A 20,568-nucleotide genomic window follows, 5' to 3' on the forward strand; every position below is an offset into this window, starting at 1 on the left:
CACACTTTCCATTCACAATCCAAAACTAAAAAAATCAAAAAAAAACGCCAGAAAAATCTGGCGTTTCTTCTGAAAGTCCCGGTTTTCCGCAGAACTCAGTCCTGCGAGACGGGATGACCGTTAATCGTAAGTCCCTTGTCACCGGCAGAAACGTGGATGGTGTCCCCATCCCGGATGGTTCCATCCAGCAACAGACCTGCCAGCGGGTTCTGAAGACTACGCTGGATCACGCGCTTCAGAGGACGTGCACCGTAAACCGGATCGTATCCGGCTTCAGCAAGCCACTCCCGACCCTTCTCATCCAGTTCCAGAGTGATCTTGCGATCTTCCAGAAGCTGACGCAGGCGGCTGAGCTGAATATCGACAATCCGTCCCATATCTGCCCGCTGCAGACGGGAGAACAGGATGATCTCATCCAGACGGTTCAGGAACTCGGGCCGGAAGTGATTACGCACGACCTGCATGACCTGAGCCTGAACCAGATCCGGCGACTCACCATCTTCCTGATTGGCCAGAACATCCGAGCCAAGGTTACTGGTCAGAACAATGATCGTATTGCGGAAATCCACCACACGACCCTGGCCATCCGTCAGGCGACCGTCATCCAGAACCTGAAGCAGGATGTTGAAGATGTCCTCATGGGCCTTCTCCACCTCATCAAACAGAATGACCTGATACGGACGACGACGAACCGCTTCCGTCAGCACGCCACCTTCGTCGTAACCAACATAACCCGGAGGCGCACCAATCAGACGGGACACCGCATGCTTCTCCATGAATTCACTCATGTCGATCCGCAGCAGGGCCTTTTCGTCATCAAACAGGAACTGAGCCAGCGCCTTCGTCAGTTCGGTCTTGCCAACACCCGTTGGGCCAAGGAACAGGAACGAGCCAATCGGGCGGTTCGGATCCTGAAGACCTGCACGGGCACGACGAACAGCATTGGAAACCGCAACGAGTGCCTGCTCCTGCCCGACGACACGATCACGCAAGGTGTCTTCCATCCGCATGAGCTTGGCGCGCTCGCCTTCCAGCATGCGATCTACCGGAATACCCGTCCAGCGGGACACAACCGACGCAATGCCCTGCTCTGTTACGCTGTCAGCGAACAGACCCGACTTGGATGCTGCGTCTTCTTCTTCCTGAGCCTTGGCAATCTGGGCTTCAAGGTTCGGGATCAGGCCGTACATCAGCTCGGATGCCTTGGCGAGATTGCCCTGACGCTGTGCCACATCGACGTCGGAACGTGCTGTATCCAGCTGTTCCTTCAGCTTCTGGATGGCGTTAACGCGATCCTTCTCGGCATGCCACTCGGCCCCCATCGCATCGGACTGCTCTTCCAGATCAGCCAGCTCGGCTTCCAGAGCCTGTAGCCGATCCTTCGACGCCGTATCGTCTTCCTTACGGATGGCCTCACGCTCGATCTTCAGCTGAATGATACGGCGATCAAGTTCGTCCAAAGCTTCCGGCTTGCTGTCGATCTGCATCCGCAGACGGCTGGCAGCCTCGTCGATCAGATCAATAGCCTTGTCCGGCAGGAAGCGATCCGTGATGTAACGGTTGGAAAGCGTCGCAGCCGAGACAATGGCGTTATCCGTGATGCGAACACCATGGTGAAGCTCGTACTTTTCCTTGATGCCACGCAGGATCGAAATCGTATCCGCGACGGACGGTTCCCCGACAAAAACCGGCTGGAAGCGACGGGCAAGAGCTGCGTCCTTCTCAATGTACTTCCGGTATTCATCGAGCGTGGTCGCACCGATGCAGTGAAGCGTACCGCGGGCCAGTTCCGGCTTGATGAGGTTGGACGCATCCATCGCACCATCAGAGCGGCCCGCGCCGACCAGCGTGTGCATCTCGTCAATGAAGAGAATGATTTCGCCTTCTGCGGTCTCAACTTCCTTGAGAACAGCCTTCAGACGTTCTTCAAACTCACCACGGAACTTCGCACCGGCAATCAGGGCACCCATGTCGAGCGACATCAGCTTCTTGTTGCGAAGAGCCTCGGGCACGTCGCCGTTGACGATACGCAGGGCCAGACCTTCAACGATCGCGGTTTTACCCACACCCGGCTCACCGATCAGAACCGGATTGTTCTTGCTACGACGCGCCAGAACCTGAATGGCCCGACGGATTTCTTCATCACGGCCAATAACCGGATCAAGCTTGCCAGCCTGCGCCACTGCCGTCACATCGCGAGCATATTTTTTCAATGCGTCAAACGTGTTTTCAGCAGATGCGCTGGTCACAGTGCGGCCCTTGCGGATCTGGGCGACAGCACGCTCCAGCGCACTGGCATCAGCCTTGCCTTCAACAAGAGCCTTGCCTGCCGGGGAATTGCTGGCAGCAATCGCCACTAGCAGTCGATCCTGCGCAACATGACTGTCACCAGCGTTCTTTGCTGCGGCTTCGGCGGAGTCCAACAGACGCACGAAATCAGGTGTGGCCTGCGGCTGACCGGCACCACCGCCCTGAACTTTTGGCAGTTTGGCAAGCGCCGCATCATTGGCGGCCTGAACAACTTTTGGATCGCCACCTGCCGCCCGGATCAGGCCCGACGCGGCGCCCTGTTCGTCATCCAGCAGGGCCTTGAGCAGATGCTCCGGCGTCAACTGCTGGTGGTAATCCCGAAGGGCAATCGTCTGTGCAGCCTGCAAAAAACCCTGGCTGCGTTCCGTAAACTTCTGAATGTCCATTCTGATATGTCCTCTCATGCCCCGTATCGGCGGCATATGATGTCTCGGCCGCCCCCGAAGGCGACGACCGGTGATGAATATTTAGGCACTCATTTTTTTGTTTCAAGGGCCTCCCGATGACGTTTGGCTGGTCCGTGCAACACCATGTCAGCCTCTGACAGCCGATCAAAGGCATTCCGTTGCTGATGCCAGTACGGGTAAACCAGATCCGGCGCACTGACGTCATCCAGCCGTGCAATCTGCGCCTTGGTCAGACGAAGCGAAGCTGCCGCCAGATTATCCAGAAGCTGGCTTTCCTTACGCGCACCAATGACCAGAGACGTCACGCCCGGTTTATGCAGCAGCCATGCAAGCGCCACCCGAGCCGCCGAAACATCATGCTCCTCAGCGATCTCAACAAGTACCTCAACGGTATCATAGAGCTTCTCGAGGTTCCGTACTTCCGGCTCCGGCCATCCCGAGATACGACGACTATCAGCCGGAGCTGTCTTCCCACGACGATACTTGCCCGTCAGCAACCCACAGGCCAGGGGGCTCCAGATCTGCACACCCAGCCCCTGATCCACGGCGAGCGGCAGTAACTCATATTCCGCGTCACGCGCTTCCAGAGAATAATAGATCTGCTCGGACACAGGCGTGATCAACCGATCGCGCTCTGCCGCAGACAGAAGCTTCATGGCCTGCCAGCCGGCAAAATTGGAAATGCCCGCATAACGGATCTTGCCCTGATCCCGCAGGGTCTGAAGCGCTTCCAGTGTTTCCTCAACCGGCGTCAGGCCGTCCCATTCATGCAGGTAATACAGATCGATATGATCGCGCCCCAGCCGACGCAGACTGTCTTCACAGGCATTGAGAATATGATGACGGGACAGGCCCTGCTCGTTCGGGCCTTTTCCTGTCGGGAACCGAACCTTGCTGGTCACAAGCAGTTCCCGGCTACGTCCTTTCAGAACATGGCCCAGAATTTCTTCAGCTTCACCGCCGGAATAGGCATCGGCAGTATCGAACATGTTCACCCCATGCTCGACGCAGAGGTCCACCATGCGGGTGGCCTCCGAAACATCAATATTACCCGTCGCGGCGAAGTCACCCTGCCCACCAAATGTGACAGAGCCAAAATTGAGAGCGGAAATCTTGAGGCCAGAACGACCCAGCTGACGATACTGCATATCTATCAGACTCCTCTTCTGAGACACACCAGGACACACAACACCTCAATGGCGGATCGGTCCCGGTAAATTCCGTCCTGCTCCCATAATCGTGAGCAGCTCGGCATCTCATGTGCGGGCACTCTGTTCAGGAACAGCACACCGGTCCATGATTGATGTCAAAATCCTTCGATCCGGAGCCGCCATGCCGTCATTCCGTCTCCGCAGAGCCCTGCTGTCCTGCGTGTTTCTCCCGTCCCTGCTCGCGGCCCTGCCGGTTAAAGCTGCCGAACCGGCCGCCTGCATGGTCGATCTTGCGAAAACACGAAACGGCACGCTTGGACTGCCGAACCACGCCGAAGTCACTCCGGATGGGCATTCCGTCCTGTTCCTGCGCTCTGGCCCGTTCGACACACGCCTGCACCTGTTCCGCTACGACCTCCCGGATCATACCCTTCACGAACTGGCCGCTCCCGAAGCCGGTCCGGAACACCTGTCCGTAGAAGAAAAAGCCCGGCGGGAACGTGCCCGGCAGTCCATGTCCGGTATTACAGACTATCAGATGAGCGAAGACGGCGGGACGATCCTGGCGTCTCAGGGCGGGCGCCTCATCCGGATCGCCACCGATGACGGACGCGTCTCGTCCGTTGATGGCAACTGGATCGCCCCGCGCCTGTCTCCAAACGGCCAGACCATCGCCGTCGTCGACGATAATGATCTCTATGCCGTCGACCTCGTCAGCGGTGCCCAGACACGCCTGACCACCACAGGTACGTCAACAATAACGAACGGCCTTGCCGAATTTGCCGCAGCGGAAGAACTTGAACGGCCGGACGGTGCCTGGTGGTCTCCGGACAGCCAGACGATCCTGTTCGAGGAAGCCGATTCCAGCACGGTTGAAAAACACTACATCACGAACCCGGAGACGCCTCAGGCCGCCCCTGTCGAGTTCCGCTATCCCCGTGCCGGGACGCCCAATGCCCGTACACGGTTCGGCCTCATCAGTACCGAGGGCGGCGAGACACGCTGGATCAGTTGGGATCACGATGTATGGCCTTACATGGCCCGTGCCGTCTGGCGGAAGAACGGCGGCCTGTTCCTTGTTGTCCTGAACCGGCAGCAAACGCAGGAACAGGTTCTTTCCGTCGATCTCGCAACCGGGAAAACCTCAGTCCTGCTCACAGAGGCCGACAAGGCATGGCTGAACCTGAACCCGCGGGAAGCGGCTGGTGCGCAGGCTCTCCCACTTGTTCTCAATGGCGGACAGGGTTTCCTGTGGGCCTCCGAGCGCGGAAAAACCTGGCAACTTGAACATCATGCTGCCGATGGCTCCCTGAAGCGAATTCTTACCCCCGATACAACGCCATACCTTGCCTTCAATGATTACGATGCTGACAGCAACAGTGTCGTTGTTACGGTGCGTCCCAACCGGATCGACAATGAGATCGTCCGTATCTCACTGGCTGACGGCAAGATCATGCCCCTCGCAACAGAACCCGGCACCCACACCATTCATTTTACTCCAGGCTTTCATCGCCTGATGGTCGATAGCTTCGCCTCCGCCGATGGCACCCGCCGCACCCTGCTCCGCGATGCAAAAGGCAAGATCCTCGCCACGTTGCCCGGCGTCGCACAGCCCCCTCACCTCCCCGTCCACGTCCAGTTCACTACCGCCGGCGAGCGTCAGTTTGATGCTGCCGTCATCCGGCCGGAGCATTTCCAGAAAGAACATCACTATCCCGTCGTGCTGTCCGTCTACGGCGGTCCGGGCGTGAAGCTCGTGCACGACACGCCATCAAGCTTCATGGAAGAGCAGTGCCTTGCCAATCAGGGCTATGTCGTCGTCACGCTGGACGGGCGCGGCACACCCGGACGGGATCATGATTTCGAGCGCGCCATCAAGGGCAACCTGATCGACGCGCCTCTTCAGGACCAGATCGACGGTCTTCAGGCGCTGGGCAAAACCTACCCTGAACTCGATCTGACCCGTGTGGGTGTCTACGGATGGTCTTTCGGTGGCTATTTCACCGCCATGGCGACGATCCGGCGCCCTGATATTTTCAAGGTCGGCGTTTCTGGCGCTCCACCTGTTGATTTCGCGGATTATGACACCGCCTATACCGAACGCTATCTCGACACACCTCAGAACGACGCTGACGGATATCGCAAAAGCAATGTCCTGACTTACGCAGACGAGCTGAAACGCCCGCTTCTGCTCATGCACGGCCTGACGGACGATAATGTCTATTTCGAAAACACGATGAAGCTAACGCAGGCCCTCCTGAAAGCCGGGAAGCCTTACGATCTTCTGCTTCTGCCCGGCACACACATGCTCCCGGACCCGATCCTCCGCGCCCGCGTCACGCAGAGACGGGCAGAGTTTCTGAGTAACGCTCTAAAACCCTGAGCCTTCTGAAAAGGCAGCGTCTTCGACATTTCCGAAGACGCTGCCCTGTTGGGTCAGTGAGACAGATCAGGGATCAAAACCAGAAGATCCTCCATGGCCGGAGCAATGGCCGACACAGGCGTGCGTTCATTCAAACCGTGCATGAAGGAGTCAGAGTTTTTGATGAAGATCGGACTGATCCCGTAGCTCGGCACACCATGAGAGCGGAACCACATGCTGTCACTCGCCCCTGAGGACATGGCCGCAAAAACCGGAACACCCGGATAGGCAACGTGCATGCCATGCTCAATGGCCTGCACGACATCCGGTCGCATCGGAGAGGCCGCGGTTTCCACAGACCCTTCCGTGGCGTCTTCAATCGTCATACCCGGATCATGAGCGGCCTGACGCAGTTCCTCCATGATGGCCGTACGGGGGTGGCCGGGGAAAATACGACAGTTGATATTCGCCGTCGCCCGCTGAGGAAGCGCATTCAAGGCGTGCCCACCATCAATCATGGTTACGACGCAGGTTGTACCAATGCGCCCAACAAAGGCCGGGTCCGCAGAAAGTGTTCGGATGGCTTTCTCATCAGACGGATTGGCCGCAAACGCCTTCATCGCCGAGGCAATATCCGGCTTCTGCCACCGGGCCGCATTCACGAAGTAGCTCCGGCTCAGATCATTCAGCTCCGGCTTGAAACGATGCTGCTGAATGTGAAGCAGGTCAGCCGCAAGTTCATCAATCGCGTTAACAGCACGCGGTTCGGAAGAATGACCGCCCGGATTGGTCACAGTCAGGCGGAAATCAGCGTAGGTCTTCTCCGCACCTTCCCATGTAAAATAATCCGGCTTGCCAGTCTTTTCATCCAGCGTGCCATTGGCGCCATCCATATTCAGGACAAGTTCCGCATTGGCCAACTTGCTCGCAATGATAGCGCCGGTCGCCATCGTCGTTTCCTCATCCCCCGAAAATTCGAGAATGATGTCACGACGCGGTTTGTACCCATCCTTTTTCAGCTCCAGAAGCGCGGCAATCGCCAGCGTATCATCGAGCTTCATGTCGGTTGAACCGCGTCCGAGCAGATAACCGTTTTCGATCTGGGGCTTGAACGGATCATGCGTCCAGTCAGACGCTTTGGCTTCCACCACGTCCATGTGACCGGAAATCACCAAAGGCTTCAAAGCGGGATCACTGCCCGGCCAATGCGCGATCAGATACGCCGTGTCCTTGTAGGGCGTGATAACGACATCTGCAGGCGCGAAACCTCCGTTGATCAGGGCTTCCCTGAAAAGGGCGGCAACCTGAGGCGTCTGGTTGCCATCTCCTGCGACCGAGCGAAGGGCGATGGATTTTTCTGCAAGATCAAGAGCCTGCTGAGCGGCGTCCTGATGATCAGATGCCGCCGCCAGTGCACTCCCTGCCATCAGGGTTAGTGACAGTACCGCTCCAATACTTTTCCGCATCCGTGCCTCCTGAATCAGATACGGAAGCGTAACCGTGCTTTCTGGCTATGCCTACCCGGACATCGGACAGCGTTGGAATGACACCGCTGCCCTCCTGAAAGGCAGCGAAGCCCTCAGCCTTCCCTAAACAGCAAACATATCCAGAAGACTGACACCGGATTTCTCGGACATGACCTGACGATACGCCTCGACTTCCAGCGGGTAACGAAGACCTTTGATCAGAGACATGCTGTGCAACTGCGCAAACAGGTGAATATCATCTGTCGACAGCGTGCCATTTACCGCTTCCGGAGACTGGATCAACGGTGCCAGCTTTTCCAGGAACGCATTCAGTTCAGAGATTTCTTTTGACCCGTCTGCGAGAATTTCCCAGAACGGTCCGGTCGACTCTTCCTTGCGTCGAATGAAACCGGCACGCGCTGATGTCGTCGCAAATTCAGGCAGCGGCGTGCAGACAGCGCGCGGCAGGAAAAGACGATACGTTGCACGGCTCCCCGCCTTCAGCCAGTGCGCGATCTCTGATCGGACCGGGCCTGTCAGAAGCGGTTCGCCAATCCCGTCGATATGGGACACGATGTCCATACTCTCGGGCATGTAGCGCCCATTTTCTTCCAGAATCGGCACGACTTTCCGGCCGACCATACTGATCGGGCCAGCTTCGTCATCATTCAGAAAGACGCGCCGCTCGAACGGAATATTTTTGAGCCCGAAAATCATGAGAGCTTTCACGCAGAACGGGCAGTGTTCGTAGATATGCAGGATGCGTGTTGTCTGGTTCACGGTTTCCTGTGTCCTTTTTTAGAAAATAACGCACTGATATGCACGGTAGATTTCAGGCTTCCCCAACCGCTCCGGAAAGGAGCAGAGGGTCAATGTTGATGGCGGCCAGAGCCTTGCGCCATTTTTTCGCATGATCCAGCCCGAAAACGATCTCGTCACTGGCTGGCGCCACAAACCAGGAACTCTCCCTCAGGATCTCTTCTTCCAGTTGCCCCGGCCCCCAGGCTGCATGCCCCAAAGCCATCAATGCCTGCTTCGGGCCCTGCCCGGCCGCCAGATCACGCAAGACATCCAGACTGGCTGTCAGCGTCGCCTGTTCGTTCACGCCCAGACTGCCTTCCCCCGTCCAGTCCGTCGAGTGAAGAACGAAACCATGCGAATGATCGACCGGGCCGCCCATGCACACTGCAATACGGCGCTCTGGTGGACTGGGTTCAATCCCCAATTGGGCAAAAAGATCGTCCAGCCCCGGCTGGGCCAGACGACGGTTGATGATGAGCCCCATCGCCCCGTCTTCAGGGGAATGAGCACACAGATAAATCACGCTCTGGGCAAAAACCGTCTCCGCCAGTTGCGGAGCGGCGACCAGAAGCATGCCTGTCAGGTTGTCATTCTGTCCGGCGAGTGTTTTCTTCATTCCTTAAAGATGGGTGCATCTCTTGCCTCTTTGCAAGCGTTCCCCTGTCGAGAGTTTTATGGAGGTCTCCCATGTCCCTGACTGTTCTCGTAACCGGCGCCACCGCGGGCTTCGGACATGCCATCGCCACCCGCCTCGTGCAGGACGGCCACCGTGTCATCGCAACTGGACGACGGGCGGAGCGGCTTGAAGCGCTCCAGAAGGAACTGGGCGACAGCCTGCTGCCGTTCCCGCTGGACATGACCGACAAGAATGCGCTGCGTGCGCTTCCCGGAAATCTGCCGGAAGGCTGGCAGGCTGTTGATGTTCTGGTGAACAATGCCGGCCTCGCTCTGGGCATGGAGCCGGCCCAGGAAGCCCAGGTGGAAAACTGGGAGACCATGATCGCCACCAATATTTCCGGCCTTGTCGAAATTACGCATGCCCTTCTTCCTGGCATGGTGGACCGGAACTCCGGCTATGTTCTTACGCTGGGCAGCACGGCAGGGACCTACCCTTATACTGGTGGAAACGTTTACGGAGCCACCAAGGCATTTGTCCGTCAGTTCAGCCAGAATCTGCGCACGGATCTTCTCGGCACGCGCATCCGCGTCACGGATATTGAACCGGGCCTTTGTGGCGGAAGCGAATTCAGTAATGTTCGCCTGAAAGACGACGGAAAAGCGGCGGCAGTCTACAAGGACACCACACCACTGACCCCGGAAGACATTGCCGAAACGGTCTCCTGGCTGGTCGGTCTGCCATGGCACATGAACGTCAACACGATGGAAATCATGCCTGTCTGTCAGGCATCGGGTGGGCTGGCGGTGAACCGGCATGTCGGCTGAAAGCGGTATTCCGTCACGTCTGAAAATAACTGACGGCAGCAAGTTTCGTCTCTCCGATTTCAGGACCGATGACTGGATCGGCCATGACAAGAAAAGCGCACACACCCGCATCAGGGACTGCGTGGACCGGATGGCCATTCTGCAGGGGCGCCTTGCCGCGCACGGCACCAAAGGCATTCTGGTTGTTTTGCAGGGCATGGACACGGCGGGCAAGGACGGTGCCATTCGTCACGCGTTTTCCGGCCTGAACCCCCAGGGTTTTCACGTCACGTCCTTCAAAACACCTGCCGGTCCTGCGGAAAAGCGGGACGATCTGTGGCGTGTTCATCTTGCAGTTCCGGCAAGAGGAGAAATCGCGGTCTTCAATCGAAGCCACTATGAAGACGTTCTCATCGCCCGCGTTCATCCGGACATCGTCCGGGCACGAGGCCTTGATCCTGATACGCCAGATTTCTGGAACCGACGCCTTGCAGATATCAGGCACTTCGAAAGTTATCTGACGCACCAGAACGTCGTTATTCTGAAACTCTTCCTTCATATTTCGAAGGATGAGCAGAAGAAACGTATTCTGAAGCGGCTGAACCAACCCGAAAAACGCTGGAAATTCTCGTCCTCAGATCTGGCAGAACGGGAGAAATGGCAGGATTACACGCAGGCTTATGAAGCCGCCATTCAGGCCACGGCAACACCAGAAGCGCCTTGGCACATCATTCCAGCCGATCACAAAGGGGCTGCACGTCTGATGGTCGCGGAAGCTCTTCTGGGCGTTATGGAAGGGCTGCATCTCAAGGTTCCGGAAGAAAAACTCTCCGACGCCTTGAGAACTGCGCGGGATACACTTCTTGCAGAGAGCTCCAAAAAGCCCTGAAAAGAAAAAGCCCCGCCGGATTACTCCGACGGGGCTTTTCAGTTCGATCAGACCTTCAGATCAGGAACGGCGCTTGCGGCTCGTGCCTTCTCCGGTCGGGCCACCAGCTTTGGAGCGGCTGAAGCCAGAGCCACCACGGCCCTTGTATGCGCCACCGCCGCCGCCAGAGCGTGGACCGCCCTTGAAGCCGCCGCCGCCACCCGGGCGACCAAAGCGCTTGCCTTCGCCTGGATTGCGACCACGCGAACCATAGCCGCCGCCAGCAGGCTCGGCAGATGGCTCGATCGTCACTTCATCAGGCTCGGCACCAGCAACACAGGACTTGAAGCGCTCGACGCTCTCATCCGTAATCTGGAAGTAGGTCTGATCCTGCTCAATGCGGATGCTGCCAATGTCACGCTTCTGAACATTGCCCAGACGGCAGATCAGCGGGATCAGCCACTTCGGATCAGCGCGCTCGGTGCGGCCAACGCCCATCTTGAACCACTGCCCGGAAACAACGCGCTCTTCACGCGGAGCACGTTCTCCACGCTCGCCACGGCTGCTCGGCGCTTCAACAGACATCGGACGGATCTGCTCGACCTGCGGAAGACGAGCACGATACATCTGCACAAGAGCTGCTGCGAGCTTCTTGGCGTCGTAGGTTTCAGCCAGCTTCAGAACCAGCTCGTCCGTCGTCTCTTCCGAGGCGTTGGCGAGAATCGGATCTTCGAGCAGGCGCTGCGTGTCCTGCGCGGCAATAGCGTCAGACGTCGGAACAGCTTCCCACTCAGCATTCACGCGCGCCATGGCCAGCAGACGCTCAGCACGACGACGCTGGTTCATCGGCACCATGAGAACACTGGTGCCCTTACGGCCCGCACGACCCGTACGACCGGAACGATGCAGCAGCGTTTCAGACGCCGTCGGGATGCTGGCGTGAATCACGAGGTTCAGCGCCGGAACGTCAATGCCACGTGCGGCAACGTCGGTCGCAACACAGACACGGGCCTGACCGGAGCGCAGGCTCTCGATCGCACGGCTACGCTCGTTCTGACCCATTTCACCGGAAATGGCGACAGAGGCAAACCCACGCTCCAGAAGAGCAGCCTGCACCTGACCAACCATCATACGGGTGTTGCAGAACACCATGGCCGTCGGGCTTTCGTAGAAACGCAGAACGTTCACGAGGGAACGCTCGATTTCCTGCGGAGCCGTCACGACACAGCGATAGGTGATATCAGAATGCTGCTTCGCACCCGTTACCGTATCAATGCGCTTGGCATCTTTCTGGAAACGCTTGGCCAGAGACGCAATTTCGCGGGCGATCGTGGCGGAGAACAGCAGCGTGCGGCGCTCGGCCGGAGACGCATCCAGAAGCTGTTCCAGCTCGTCACGGAAGCCCATGTCCAGCATTTCGTCAGCTTCGTCGAGCACGACGCAGCGCAGACCGGACAGGTCAAGGGAGCCACGGGACTGATGATCACACAGGCGACCCGGCGTCCCAACGACGATATGGGCGCCACGGTTAAGATCGCGGGCTTCACGGCGGGCATCCGTGCCACCAATGCAGCTCGCAATGCGGGCACCGGTTTCGGCATAGAGCCACTCAAGTTCGGACTGGACCTGAAGGGCCAGTTCACGCGTCGGGGCAATAACCAGAGCAAGCGGCTGCGGCGACGGCGGGAGGCGATCGGCCTCGCCCAGCAGCGTCGGCGCAATGGCCAGACCAAAAGCTACGGTCTTGCCTGAGCCCGTTTGGGCGGAAACCAGAAGATCACGATCCTCCAGCCCTGGCTGCAGAACGGCTTCCTGAACGGGAGTTGGCTGTTCGTAGCCGCGCGCCGTCAGGGCGCGTCCAAGGGCAGGGTGAGTATCGGGGAAAGGCATATTTGATGAACACTCGGCAAACGTCACGCCGACGGCAAAAAGCGGCGGCTGGGATGCCGCTGCATAAAGACTTCCGCGCACAAATGCCAGAAGTAACGCATGTCAACCTGCGAATCAGTCAGATTCAGGCTCTCGGCTTACGTCCAACTATGGCCCGGACTGTGTCCCGCCATGCCGTCAGATCCTCTGGCGGAACGACTTCTCCCGTATCCAGTTCGCCAAAACCGGCGCGGGACAGCAGGATACTGACAAGCCGTGCACGATCTTCCGGTTCCAGCGCCTGCCACATGGCGACAGCCTTCTGCTGATGAAACTGGTCCGAAAAAGTGACGATCAGAGGAGCCCCTTCTTTCAGAACACGAAGAGCTTCCGTCAGGATGGTCAAGGGCTGTGTCAGATAGGCGATGCCATCACACAGTGTGATGGCATCCAAACTCTCATCCTCGAACGGCAGAATGGGATCCGCATTGAGATCCTGCACGATGCGCGTTTTCAGAACAGGATTCGTATCCAGGGCCGCTTTTGAGGCGCCAAGTCCGATCACATCCTGAAAATGGCCCTCCTCCGGATAATGGCTGAGAGACCCGGCCATCAGATCCAGCACTGTGCCACCAACCGGGAGAGAGGTCTGATAAAGGGCCGTCACAGCCGTGCGGGCCCCCATGTCCATGAGCGAATCCGGGAGACGCTGTGCATAGAAGATCGTGTCGGGTTCATTATTGACGCGTGTAAACGCCGCTGCGTGAAAACCTTCGACCTGTTCTGTGCCGCTCATGTTCATCTCCTCCTGACTGACCTGTCGAGATGAGGGTATGTTCCTCGTGCGTCAACCCGCAGGATGCTCTAAGAGAGGCCCCACCATGACCCTTTCCTTCACCAAGATGCACGGCCTGGGCAATGATTTCATCATCATTGACGGCCGCCAAACAGCCCCGGCCCTCGATACCGACAAGATCCGTCACCTCTGCGATCGACGGTTTGGTGTCGGCTGCGATCAACTCGTCGTTCTCTCCGCACCAACGGCAGACGGCGCGGACGTTCTGGTGCGTTTCTTCAATGCCGATGGCTCGGAATCCGGCGCCTGCGGCAATGCATCCCGCTGCGTGGCAACGCTGGTGGGGGGAAATCCGGTCCTTCAGACGAGTGCCGGTCTTCTGCTCACGTCGCAGGATGGCGATCTGATTACCGTGAACATGGGTCAGCCCCGCTTCGGCTGGCAGGATATTCCTTTGGCCCGTGAGTGCGACACGTTGCATCTACCGATCCATGATGCCGCCGCCTGCTCCATGGGAAACCCTCATGCGACCGTGTTCGGAGATGTCTCCCGCGCAGAAGATCTTGGGCCGTCGCTTGAACACTCTCCCCTTTTTCCGCAACGCGCCAATATCGGCTTTGCGGACATCATCACGCCAACCCATATGCGTCTGCGCGTCTGGGAACGCGGCGCGGGCCTGACACTGGCCTGTGGTTCCGGAGCGTGTGCGGCTGTGGTCAATGCCGTGCGTCGTGGTCTGGCGGAGCGCACCTGCGTCGTTACGATGGATGGTGGTGATCTGCGCATCACATGGCAGGACAACGGCGACGTTCTCATGACCGGCCCCGCAACAACAGTCTTCCACGGCGAACTCCCGTGACCACACCGTCTGTTCTGACATTCGGCTGCCGTCTCAACGCGCATGAGAGTGACGGCATGGCCCATCATGCGCGCGGGCAGGATGACACGATTATCGTGAATACCTGCGCCGTCACGACGACCGCCGAACGTCAGGCCAGACAGGCTATTCGTCGGGCGCACCGCGAACGCCCGGATGCAAAAATCGTGGTCACGGGATGCGCATCCGAAATCGATGCAAAACGATGGATGGAATTACCCGGCGTCGTCCGCGTTGTGCCCAATGCTGACAAACTCAAACCTGCGACATGGGGGGATAAGCGGTCTGATCTACCGCCCTCCCGGCACGCTCGCGCACTTCTTCAGGTCCAGCAGGGCTGTGATCATCGCTGTACGTTCTGCATCATCCCCTATGGCCGTGGGGACTCCCGTTCCACGCCTTCGACCGAGGCCATTTCCCGCGCCCGCGCCCTGACAGACAGCGGACATCGTGAAATTGTCCTGACAGGAGTGGACATTGCGTCATGGCAGGGCGAACACGGCGAAGGTCTGGGGCAGATGTGCCGAACGCTTCTGAAGGCCGTACCCGGAATCGAGCGTCTGCGCCTGTCTTCGATTGATCCGGTTATTCTGGACCCGGACACTGGAGACAGGGATCTCTGGTGGCTTCTGGAAAACGAGCCACGCCTCATGCCGCACCTGCACCTTTCTCTTCAGGCTGGCTCGGACCTAATCCTCAAGAGGATGAAGCGCCGTCATGATACGGCACGCGTCGCCGCCATGCTTCGGCGCGCCCGTTCCCTGCGCCCGGACATTGGTATCGGGGCAGATCTGATTGCCGGTTTCCCAACGGAAACTGACGCACTTTTCCAGGAGACGCTCTCGTTTATCGAAGAGCAGGCCATCCCGTTCCTGCATGTTTTCCCTTACAGCGAGCGCCCCGGCACGCCGGCTGCACGAATGCCAGCCGTACCGAATGGAGAGCGCCAGGCCCGTGCAGCACGCCTTCGCAAAGCAGGAGACAGCAATCGGGATGCATTCCTGGCCCGGTTTGTCGGTCAGACACTGAATGTCCTGATCGAAACACCTGACCGGGGCCATTCGGCTGAATTCGCCCCCGTGCGTCTGACAGATGACCTACCTGCTCCCCTGCGCGGAAGCATTCTGCCGATCAAGATCCATACCCTGTCAGAAGGGCAGCTTCTTGGGCGTCGAACTATCTAGAAGACTCAGCGTTCCCATCGCCTTGTGTCAGAACGATCTTGAAAAAAGGCCGTAAACAGCTGTTTTCATAGAAGATGGATCACTGATCGATCCCTGTGCAGATTTGAGAATTTGCGGGGAAAAGACGAGAAGAAGATCATTAAACCGCCTTGTTCGGAACATCCCAATTTAGCCGAATACCATTTAAGAACCTTACGAAATCATGGCTGGCCACTTGACGTGTGGCCTGAGCTGTCCGAACTCCCGTGGATGGCTGGATTTTTCTCACGACTCAAACAGGGTCTTTCGCGCTCGAGCTCCCGTCTCGGAGCCGTGTTCACGCATCGCAAGCTGGACGATGCCGCTCTTGAAGAACTCGAAGACGAACTGATCGCGGCGGATCTTGGCCCGGTTGTGGCAGAGCGCGTCATCGAGAGCTTCCGGAGCTCACGCTTTGGCAAGGACGTCACAAGCGATGAGATCAGAGATGCCCTTGCGGAAGAAATCGCCCGGGTACTGGAACCTGTTGCCATTCCGTTCGAGCCAGACCCCAAGAAAAAACCTCATGTCGTGCTGGTTGTGGGTGTCAACGGTGTTGGCAAAACGACAACCATCGGAAAAATGGCGCGCCATTACAGTGACGAAGGCAAATCCGTCATGCTGGTGGCAGGGGATACTTTCCGAGCAGCAGCAGTCGAACAGCTTCAGGTCTGGGGGCAGCGCTCTGACGTACCCGTCATCGCGGGCAAGCACGGCGCCGATGCCGCGGGTCTGGCTTATGACGGCATCAAACGCGCTACAGAGGAAGGTAAGGATCTTCTCCTGATCGACACGGCCGGCCGCCTCCACAACAAAGGCGCGCTGATGGAGGAACTGGCCAAGATCATCCGCGTCATGCGGAAGTTCGACGAAAGCGCTCCTCACTCCGTCCTGCTGGTTCTGGATGCAACAACAGGCCAGAACGCCATTGAACAGGTTCGAGTGTTCCGGGAGCTGGTGAATGTTACTGGGCTGATCGTGACCAAGCTTGACGGCTCAGCCCGTGGCGGAATTGTCGTGGCTCTTGCAGAGCAGTTCAAACTTCCTGTCCATATGGTCGGGGTCGGTGAACAGGTTGAAGATCTGCGCCCCTTCTCGGCCCAGGATTACGCCCGCGGTCTGGTTGGCGGGGCAGCAGGAGATCTGGCGTCACGGCTCGTCGATAGCCAGCCGGGCGAGACCGAGCAAAATTGAGGGTGTAAATATCCTCAGGCTTTGCTGCCCTTTTCAGTTTCAAGCCATTCTTCCCGCAGGGCATTGATCCGTTTTTCGATCGCCCTGCGCTCTCTGCGTGAGTAATCCGCGTACCAGAGCCTGGCGCCAATCGCAGAGACTTCAGCAACCAACCACGCCACGCCCACCGCCATCCAGTCCAGAATCAGAGTCATCGGCTGCGTGATCTGCTGCACACAGGTCTGCCAGTCCCCGTGAGCCAGCCAGGCGGCCCTGAGGGGATGAACCATGACAGCCCCCAGATAGAACAGCACGATCATCATGCGCTGACGATCCGCATCCGGGTCCACGAAATGCAGCACCACCAGCGGAAGCAGCAAAACACCGCCTACCAGCAGACTGCCAGGGACATACGCCAACAGAAGACCAAGAATCAGCCCGTGCCACCACTTGAAGCCCGGCATTCCTTCGCGCCCGCGCACTGACGGACCTTTCATTCACAGAACTCCAGCCAGATACTGGCCATGGACACGGCTATCCCGACGAGCAGGGAAAAGAATTCGCCGGCATTCCTCGCCTGTTTTTCATGAACAGCCTTACGATTTGGCTCTTCTTCGAGAATCTGTTCCAGATGAGCAATCTCAATTTCAGCCTGCCGCGCCATTTTACGATCCTTCTGCAAGCCCGCCGGATCATTGACGTTTTCAAGAAATTTCGTGAGGTTCCCTGCTTCAGCCAACTGGGACAGTTTGGCACGTCGCTTGGCTCTCGCTGTTCTGCTGCGCCATTGTTTCAGCTCAGTTTCCAGCAGCGGAAGCGCCCGTCTCGCGACAGAACTCAGTGCATCCTTGTCAAAACGACGTTGCGCCGCCGCCAGCAGAGTCAGGTCCGCGAGCCAGGATGGCAGCCCGACTTTCTGAGACTGGGCCAAAGGGATAATGCCCTGCCGGGCACAATGACTCTCCAGAAACGTGCGCATCTGGTCGTCCATAAAACCTGACCGCCCAAGATCATCGGCAGAAAGATCCTCTTCCGAGACATGGCGATTAAGCCATTGCAACAACCCCGCCGAAAGAGAAATGCGCTCTTTCAGGCAACGCGACGAAAGACACGGTTGATAGACATTGATGTCGTAGGGCAGACGCCGGACCTGCTCCATCCCCTTCGCACCTGTCCGACGCGCTGCGGCTGCAAGATTGCCAATCTGCGTAGACTGTAATGCAGGGAGCGTCGCAGCATCGAAAACCTCCGGGCTGGTCATCAGAAAGCCCGCAATGCCCCGGATATTCCGCTGTTCATCAGGCGGAAACAGCCCCGCATCGGCATGCGCCAGCATCTGGGGAATGGCTTCGGGCCAGAACCAGCGTCCAGCCCAGAACATCGGTGCAGCAGGATCCAGTATGGCAATGGCTCGCGTCGCAACCATTGTCGTCGGATCAACGGCCTTGTTTCCGCTTGATGGAAGAAACGCCACACCAGCCTGTTCGATCAGGCTGGACATGACGGATAATTCCAGTTCCCGATGCAGCCACTGACTGATGATTTTACGCTGAAGCAGGGACAGAAATTCATTCTGGTACTTGCCGGCATACCAGGCCAGAGCCCGAGGTGTGCGAACTTCCACCCCACCAATCATCAGAGGCACACGCGCAGGAATTTCCTGACGAATGGAAAAAAGCTTACTCGGAGCGATGGTGATCAGGTCACTGGGAACAGGCCTGTTTTCCGGCGCGTCGGACAACATGGCTTCCAGAAGGGAGACCAGACCGATCGGCACGTTATGACCCTGCATGTAAGCTGTTGCAGAACCCACTTCAAAACGACGCCTCAGGATCTCCGCGTCCGAAAGCCCCTTGAGCGGAAGCTCTCCGATGCAAAGGGACAAGACCAGAACCCCAAGCGAGAAAATATCGCAGGCAATGGTTCCGATACCGCGCGCAGTGGGATGGCAAACAGCCGAACACAAGGGTTCGAACAGAACAGGCTGTAACTCTGCATTGGGCGCTACCCCAAGAGGACCAAGAACTACCTTGTGAAGCCCCTGCCCCACAAAAAGGTTATCCGGACGAATTCCTCGACAGGTTAGCCCGGCAGCCTGCAATTTTTCCAGAGCATCCGCCATGGGACGGATAACACCATCGATGACCTGGCTTTCTGACCAGACACCCAGCCCCTCAGTCAGAGACGGTCCAGGCGGATGAGCACACAAAACCCAGAGCGCACCCTTATGATATTCATGAGCATGAAGACCGATAACGCTCTGATGCCGGAAAAACATCAAATCTGAAAACTGGGGAGACGGCATGGACGGTGCCAGTGCCAGCCAGGTCGAGCCTGTGGCAGTAATGTCCTGTGCCACCCAGGTTGGACAGCCCCCGATCGCTGGCTGCTTCTGCGTCGTATTGACCAGATAGCGGTCTGCGATCAGCAGTTCCGGGCTGTCATCTCCCTGAGTGTAATCCATGTCCGTTCCGTCAAAATCCTGTCTGACACTCTATACCGGACAGGAATTGAGGCTTCGTTAACGGACTGGAGATTCTCTGAAGAGAAGAAGATCAGTCTTCGAACGGATCACGCATCAGGATCGTGTCGTCACGTTCCGGGCTCGTGGACAGCAGCGTCACCGGCGCTTCGATCAGTTCTTCAATACGACGCACATACTTGATGGCCTGAGCGGGAAGCTCTGCCCAGGAGCGGGCACCAGCAGTGGTTTCCTGCCAGCCCGGCATCGTCTCGTAGATCGGCTTCACGCGGGCCTGCGCGCCCGGAGCGGATGGGAAGGTGTCGATCTTCTTGCCGTCCAGTTCATAGCCAACGCAGATCGAGATTTCTTCCAGACCGTCAAGCACGTCCAGCTTCGTGAGCGCAATGCCCGTCACGCCGCCAACACGTGCTGCACGGCGAAGCATGACGGCATCGAACCAACCACAACGACGCGGACGGCCAGTGACCGTGCCAAACTCATGGCCACGCTCACCGATCGTGCGGCCAACATCATCGAACAGTTCGCTCGGGAACGGACCTTCGCCCACGCGGGTTGTGTATGCCTTGGCAATACCCAGAACGAATCCAATGGAAGACGGGCTGACACCACTGCCAGATGCGGCAACGGCCGCAACCGTATTGGAACTGGTCACGAACGGATAGGTGCCGTGATCGACGTCCAGCATGACAGCCTGCGCACCTTCGAACAGGATGCGACGGCCAGCACGACGAGCCTCGTCCAGACGATCCCAGACCGGGCATGCGAAGGACATGAGACGTGGTGTGATTTCCGTCAGGAAGTCCTTGAGTTCTTCCTTCGTGAAGGTCTCAGCACCCAGACCCGCCAGCAGCGTGTTGTGGTGCAGCAGAACTTCGTCCAGCTTCCAGTCCAGCGTCTCTGGCTCGGCCAGGTCACAGACGCGAATGGCGCGACGGGCCACCTTGTCTTCATAAGCCGGACCAATGCCGCGCCCCGTTGTGCCGATCTTGCGATCACCGCGAGCAGCTTCACGCGCACGATCCAGCGCACCATGTACCGGCAGGATCAGCGGAGCATTCTCGGCAATCCACAACGTTTCCGGCGTGACCTTCAGGCCCTGCGCCGTTACGCGGTCAATCTCGGACATCAGGGCCTTCGGGTCGATGACGACGCCGTTGCCAATTACACCGATCTGACCGCGCACGAGCCCCGATGGCAGCAGAGACAGCTTATAGACCTGATCGCCGACAACCAGCGTATGACCAGCGTTGTGACCACCCTGAAAACGGACAACGATATCGGCGCGGCTGGCAAGCCAGTCTACAATCTTGCCTTTACCCTCATCCCCCCACTGGGTTCCGATCACGGTGACGTTGGACATGAGCTGGCTTCCTCGACTT

Annotated in this window: 16 protein-coding genes; 6 read left to right on the top strand and 10 right to left on the bottom strand. The window is 58.1% G+C overall.

All coding sequences use genetic code 11. The features are described 5' to 3' along the window. Positions 1-95: 95 nt before the first annotated feature. A complete protein-coding gene (gene clpB, locus B7444_RS02235; RefSeq protein ID WP_007283916.1) occupies positions 96-2,696 on the bottom strand; it encodes an ATP-dependent chaperone ClpB in 2,601 nt (866 codons plus the stop codon). An 89-nt stretch (positions 2,697-2,785) separates the two neighbouring features. Further along, entirely contained in the window at positions 2,786-3,865 is a 1,080-nt protein-coding gene (locus B7444_RS02240; protein WP_007283915.1) for an aldo/keto reductase, read from the bottom strand. A 148-nt stretch (positions 3,866-4,013) separates the two neighbouring features. Here B7444_RS02240 and B7444_RS02245 point away from each other — a divergent pair, with 148 nt between their 5' ends. Then, a complete protein-coding gene (locus B7444_RS02245) occupies positions 4,014-6,251 on the top strand; it encodes a S9 family peptidase (RefSeq protein ID WP_007283914.1) in 2,238 nt (745 codons plus the stop codon). Between the two features lie 53 nt (positions 6,252-6,304). Here B7444_RS02245 and B7444_RS02250 read toward each other — a convergent pair whose 3' ends face one another. The 3 genes from B7444_RS02250 to B7444_RS02260 form a co-directional block, all read right to left on the bottom strand. After that, positions 6,305-7,696 (bottom strand): M20/M25/M40 family metallo-hydrolase, encoded by a 1,392-nt coding sequence (locus tag B7444_RS02250; protein ID WP_035729779.1) that lies wholly within the window; start codon positions 7,694-7,696, stop codon positions 6,305-6,307. 123 nt (positions 7,697-7,819) lie between these two features. After that, positions 7,820-8,476: a glutaredoxin 2 gene (gene grxB, locus B7444_RS02255; RefSeq protein WP_007283912.1), complete on the bottom strand. Its 657-nt coding sequence runs from the start codon at positions 8,474-8,476 to the stop codon at positions 7,820-7,822. A gap of 52 nt (positions 8,477-8,528) precedes the next feature. Continuing rightward, complete coding sequence (locus B7444_RS02260) at positions 8,529-9,113, bottom strand: YqgE/AlgH family protein (protein WP_007283911.1); 585 nt, start codon at positions 9,111-9,113, stop codon at positions 8,529-8,531. Between the two features lie 71 nt (positions 9,114-9,184). Between B7444_RS02260 and B7444_RS02265 the strand changes: the two genes are divergently transcribed. Together B7444_RS02265 and B7444_RS02270 are read left to right on the top strand one after the other, a co-directional pair. Beyond that, positions 9,185-9,940: an SDR family NAD(P)-dependent oxidoreductase gene (locus tag B7444_RS02265; RefSeq protein WP_007283910.1), complete on the top strand. Its 756-nt coding sequence runs from the start codon at positions 9,185-9,187 to the stop codon at positions 9,938-9,940. Beyond that, positions 9,930-10,808, top strand: a complete 879-nt coding sequence (locus B7444_RS02270; protein ID WP_007283909.1) for a PPK2 family polyphosphate kinase — start codon at positions 9,930-9,932, stop codon at positions 10,806-10,808. The genes B7444_RS02265 and B7444_RS02270 overlap by 11 nt, the downstream gene beginning before the upstream one ends. 60 nt (positions 10,809-10,868) lie before the next feature. On the opposite strand, the gene B7444_RS02275 is transcribed toward B7444_RS02270, so the two are convergent. Beyond that, positions 10,869-12,677: a DEAD/DEAH box helicase gene (locus tag B7444_RS02275; RefSeq protein WP_035729788.1), complete on the bottom strand. Its 1,809-nt coding sequence runs from the start codon at positions 12,675-12,677 to the stop codon at positions 10,869-10,871. Between the two features lie 124 nt (positions 12,678-12,801). After that, complete coding sequence (locus tag B7444_RS02280; protein ID WP_186810580.1) at positions 12,802-13,452, bottom strand: class I SAM-dependent methyltransferase; 651 nt, start codon at positions 13,450-13,452, stop codon at positions 12,802-12,804. An 85-nt stretch (positions 13,453-13,537) separates the two neighbouring features. Here B7444_RS02280 and dapF point away from each other — a divergent pair, with 85 nt between their 5' ends. The 3 genes from dapF to ftsY all read left to right on the top strand — a co-directional run bounded on the left by dapF (position 13,538) and on the right by ftsY (position 16,725). Beyond that, positions 13,538-14,311: a diaminopimelate epimerase gene (gene dapF, locus B7444_RS02285; RefSeq protein WP_007283906.1), complete on the top strand. Its 774-nt coding sequence runs from the start codon at positions 13,538-13,540 to the stop codon at positions 14,309-14,311. After that, on the top strand, positions 14,308-15,513 hold the full coding sequence (locus B7444_RS02290) for a MiaB/RimO family radical SAM methylthiotransferase (RefSeq protein WP_007283905.1): 1,206 nt from the start codon (positions 14,308-14,310) through the stop codon (positions 15,511-15,513). Before dapF ends, B7444_RS02290 begins: the two co-directional genes overlap by 4 nt. 249 nt (positions 15,514-15,762) lie before the next feature. Next, a complete protein-coding gene (gene ftsY / locus B7444_RS02295; RefSeq protein ID WP_035729777.1) occupies positions 15,763-16,725 on the top strand; it encodes a signal recognition particle-docking protein FtsY in 963 nt (320 codons plus the stop codon). A 14-nt stretch (positions 16,726-16,739) separates the two neighbouring features. On the opposite strand, the gene B7444_RS02300 is transcribed toward ftsY, so the two are convergent. The 3 genes from B7444_RS02300 to B7444_RS02310 form a co-directional block, all read right to left on the bottom strand. Continuing rightward, on the bottom strand, positions 16,740-17,201 hold the full coding sequence (locus tag B7444_RS02300) for a hypothetical protein (RefSeq protein WP_007283902.1): 462 nt from the start codon (positions 17,199-17,201) through the stop codon (positions 16,740-16,742). Beyond that, positions 17,198-19,168: a serine/threonine-protein kinase gene (locus B7444_RS02305; protein ID WP_007283901.1), complete on the bottom strand. Its 1,971-nt coding sequence runs from the start codon at positions 19,166-19,168 to the stop codon at positions 17,198-17,200. Before B7444_RS02305 ends, B7444_RS02300 begins: the two co-directional genes overlap by 4 nt. 91 nt (positions 19,169-19,259) lie before the next feature. After that, positions 19,260-20,549, bottom strand: a complete 1,290-nt coding sequence (locus B7444_RS02310) for an adenylosuccinate synthase (protein WP_007283900.1) — start codon at positions 20,547-20,549, stop codon at positions 19,260-19,262. Positions 20,550-20,568: the final 19 nt, after the last annotated feature.

Source organism: Gluconobacter thailandicus F149-1 = NBRC 100600, from assembly GCF_000964465.1.
Taxonomy (GTDB): domain Bacteria; phylum Pseudomonadota; class Alphaproteobacteria; order Acetobacterales; family Acetobacteraceae; genus Gluconobacter; species Gluconobacter thailandicus.

Coding starts and splice junctions, on each gene's coding strand:
- B7444_RS02250 (WP_035729779.1), bottom strand. CDS start 7,696: ATGCGGAAAAGTATTGGAGCGGTACTGTCACTAACCCTGATGGCAGGG.
- B7444_RS02265 (WP_007283910.1), top strand. CDS start 9,185: ATGTCCCTGACTGTTCTCGTAACCGGCGCCACCGCGGGCTTCGGACAT.
- ftsY (WP_035729777.1), top strand. CDS start 15,763: ATGGCTGGATTTTTCTCACGACTCAAACAGGGTCTTTCGCGCTCGAGC.
- dapF (WP_007283906.1), top strand. CDS start 13,538: ATGACCCTTTCCTTCACCAAGATGCACGGCCTGGGCAATGATTTCATC.
- B7444_RS02310 (WP_007283900.1), bottom strand. CDS start 20,549: ATGTCCAACGTCACCGTGATCGGAACCCAGTGGGGGGATGAGGGTAAA.
- B7444_RS02300 (WP_007283902.1), bottom strand. CDS start 17,201: ATGAAAGGTCCGTCAGTGCGCGGGCGCGAAGGAATGCCGGGCTTCAAG.
- B7444_RS02280 (WP_186810580.1), bottom strand. CDS start 13,452: ATGAGCGGCACAGAACAGGTCGAAGGTTTTCACGCAGCGGCGTTTACA.
- clpB (WP_007283916.1), bottom strand. CDS start 2,696: ATGGACATTCAGAAGTTTACGGAACGCAGCCAGGGTTTTTTGCAGGCT.
- B7444_RS02270 (WP_007283909.1), top strand. CDS start 9,930: ATGTCGGCTGAAAGCGGTATTCCGTCACGTCTGAAAATAACTGACGGC.
- B7444_RS02240 (WP_007283915.1), bottom strand. CDS start 3,865: ATGCAGTATCGTCAGCTGGGTCGTTCTGGCCTCAAGATTTCCGCTCTC.
- B7444_RS02260 (WP_007283911.1), bottom strand. CDS start 9,113: ATGAAGAAAACACTCGCCGGACAGAATGACAACCTGACAGGCATGCTT.
- B7444_RS02275 (WP_035729788.1), bottom strand. CDS start 12,677: ATGCCTTTCCCCGATACTCACCCTGCCCTTGGACGCGCCCTGACGGCG.
- B7444_RS02245 (WP_007283914.1), top strand. CDS start 4,014: ATGATTGATGTCAAAATCCTTCGATCCGGAGCCGCCATGCCGTCATTC.
- B7444_RS02305 (WP_007283901.1), bottom strand. CDS start 19,168: ATGGATTACACTCAGGGAGATGACAGCCCGGAACTGCTGATCGCAGAC.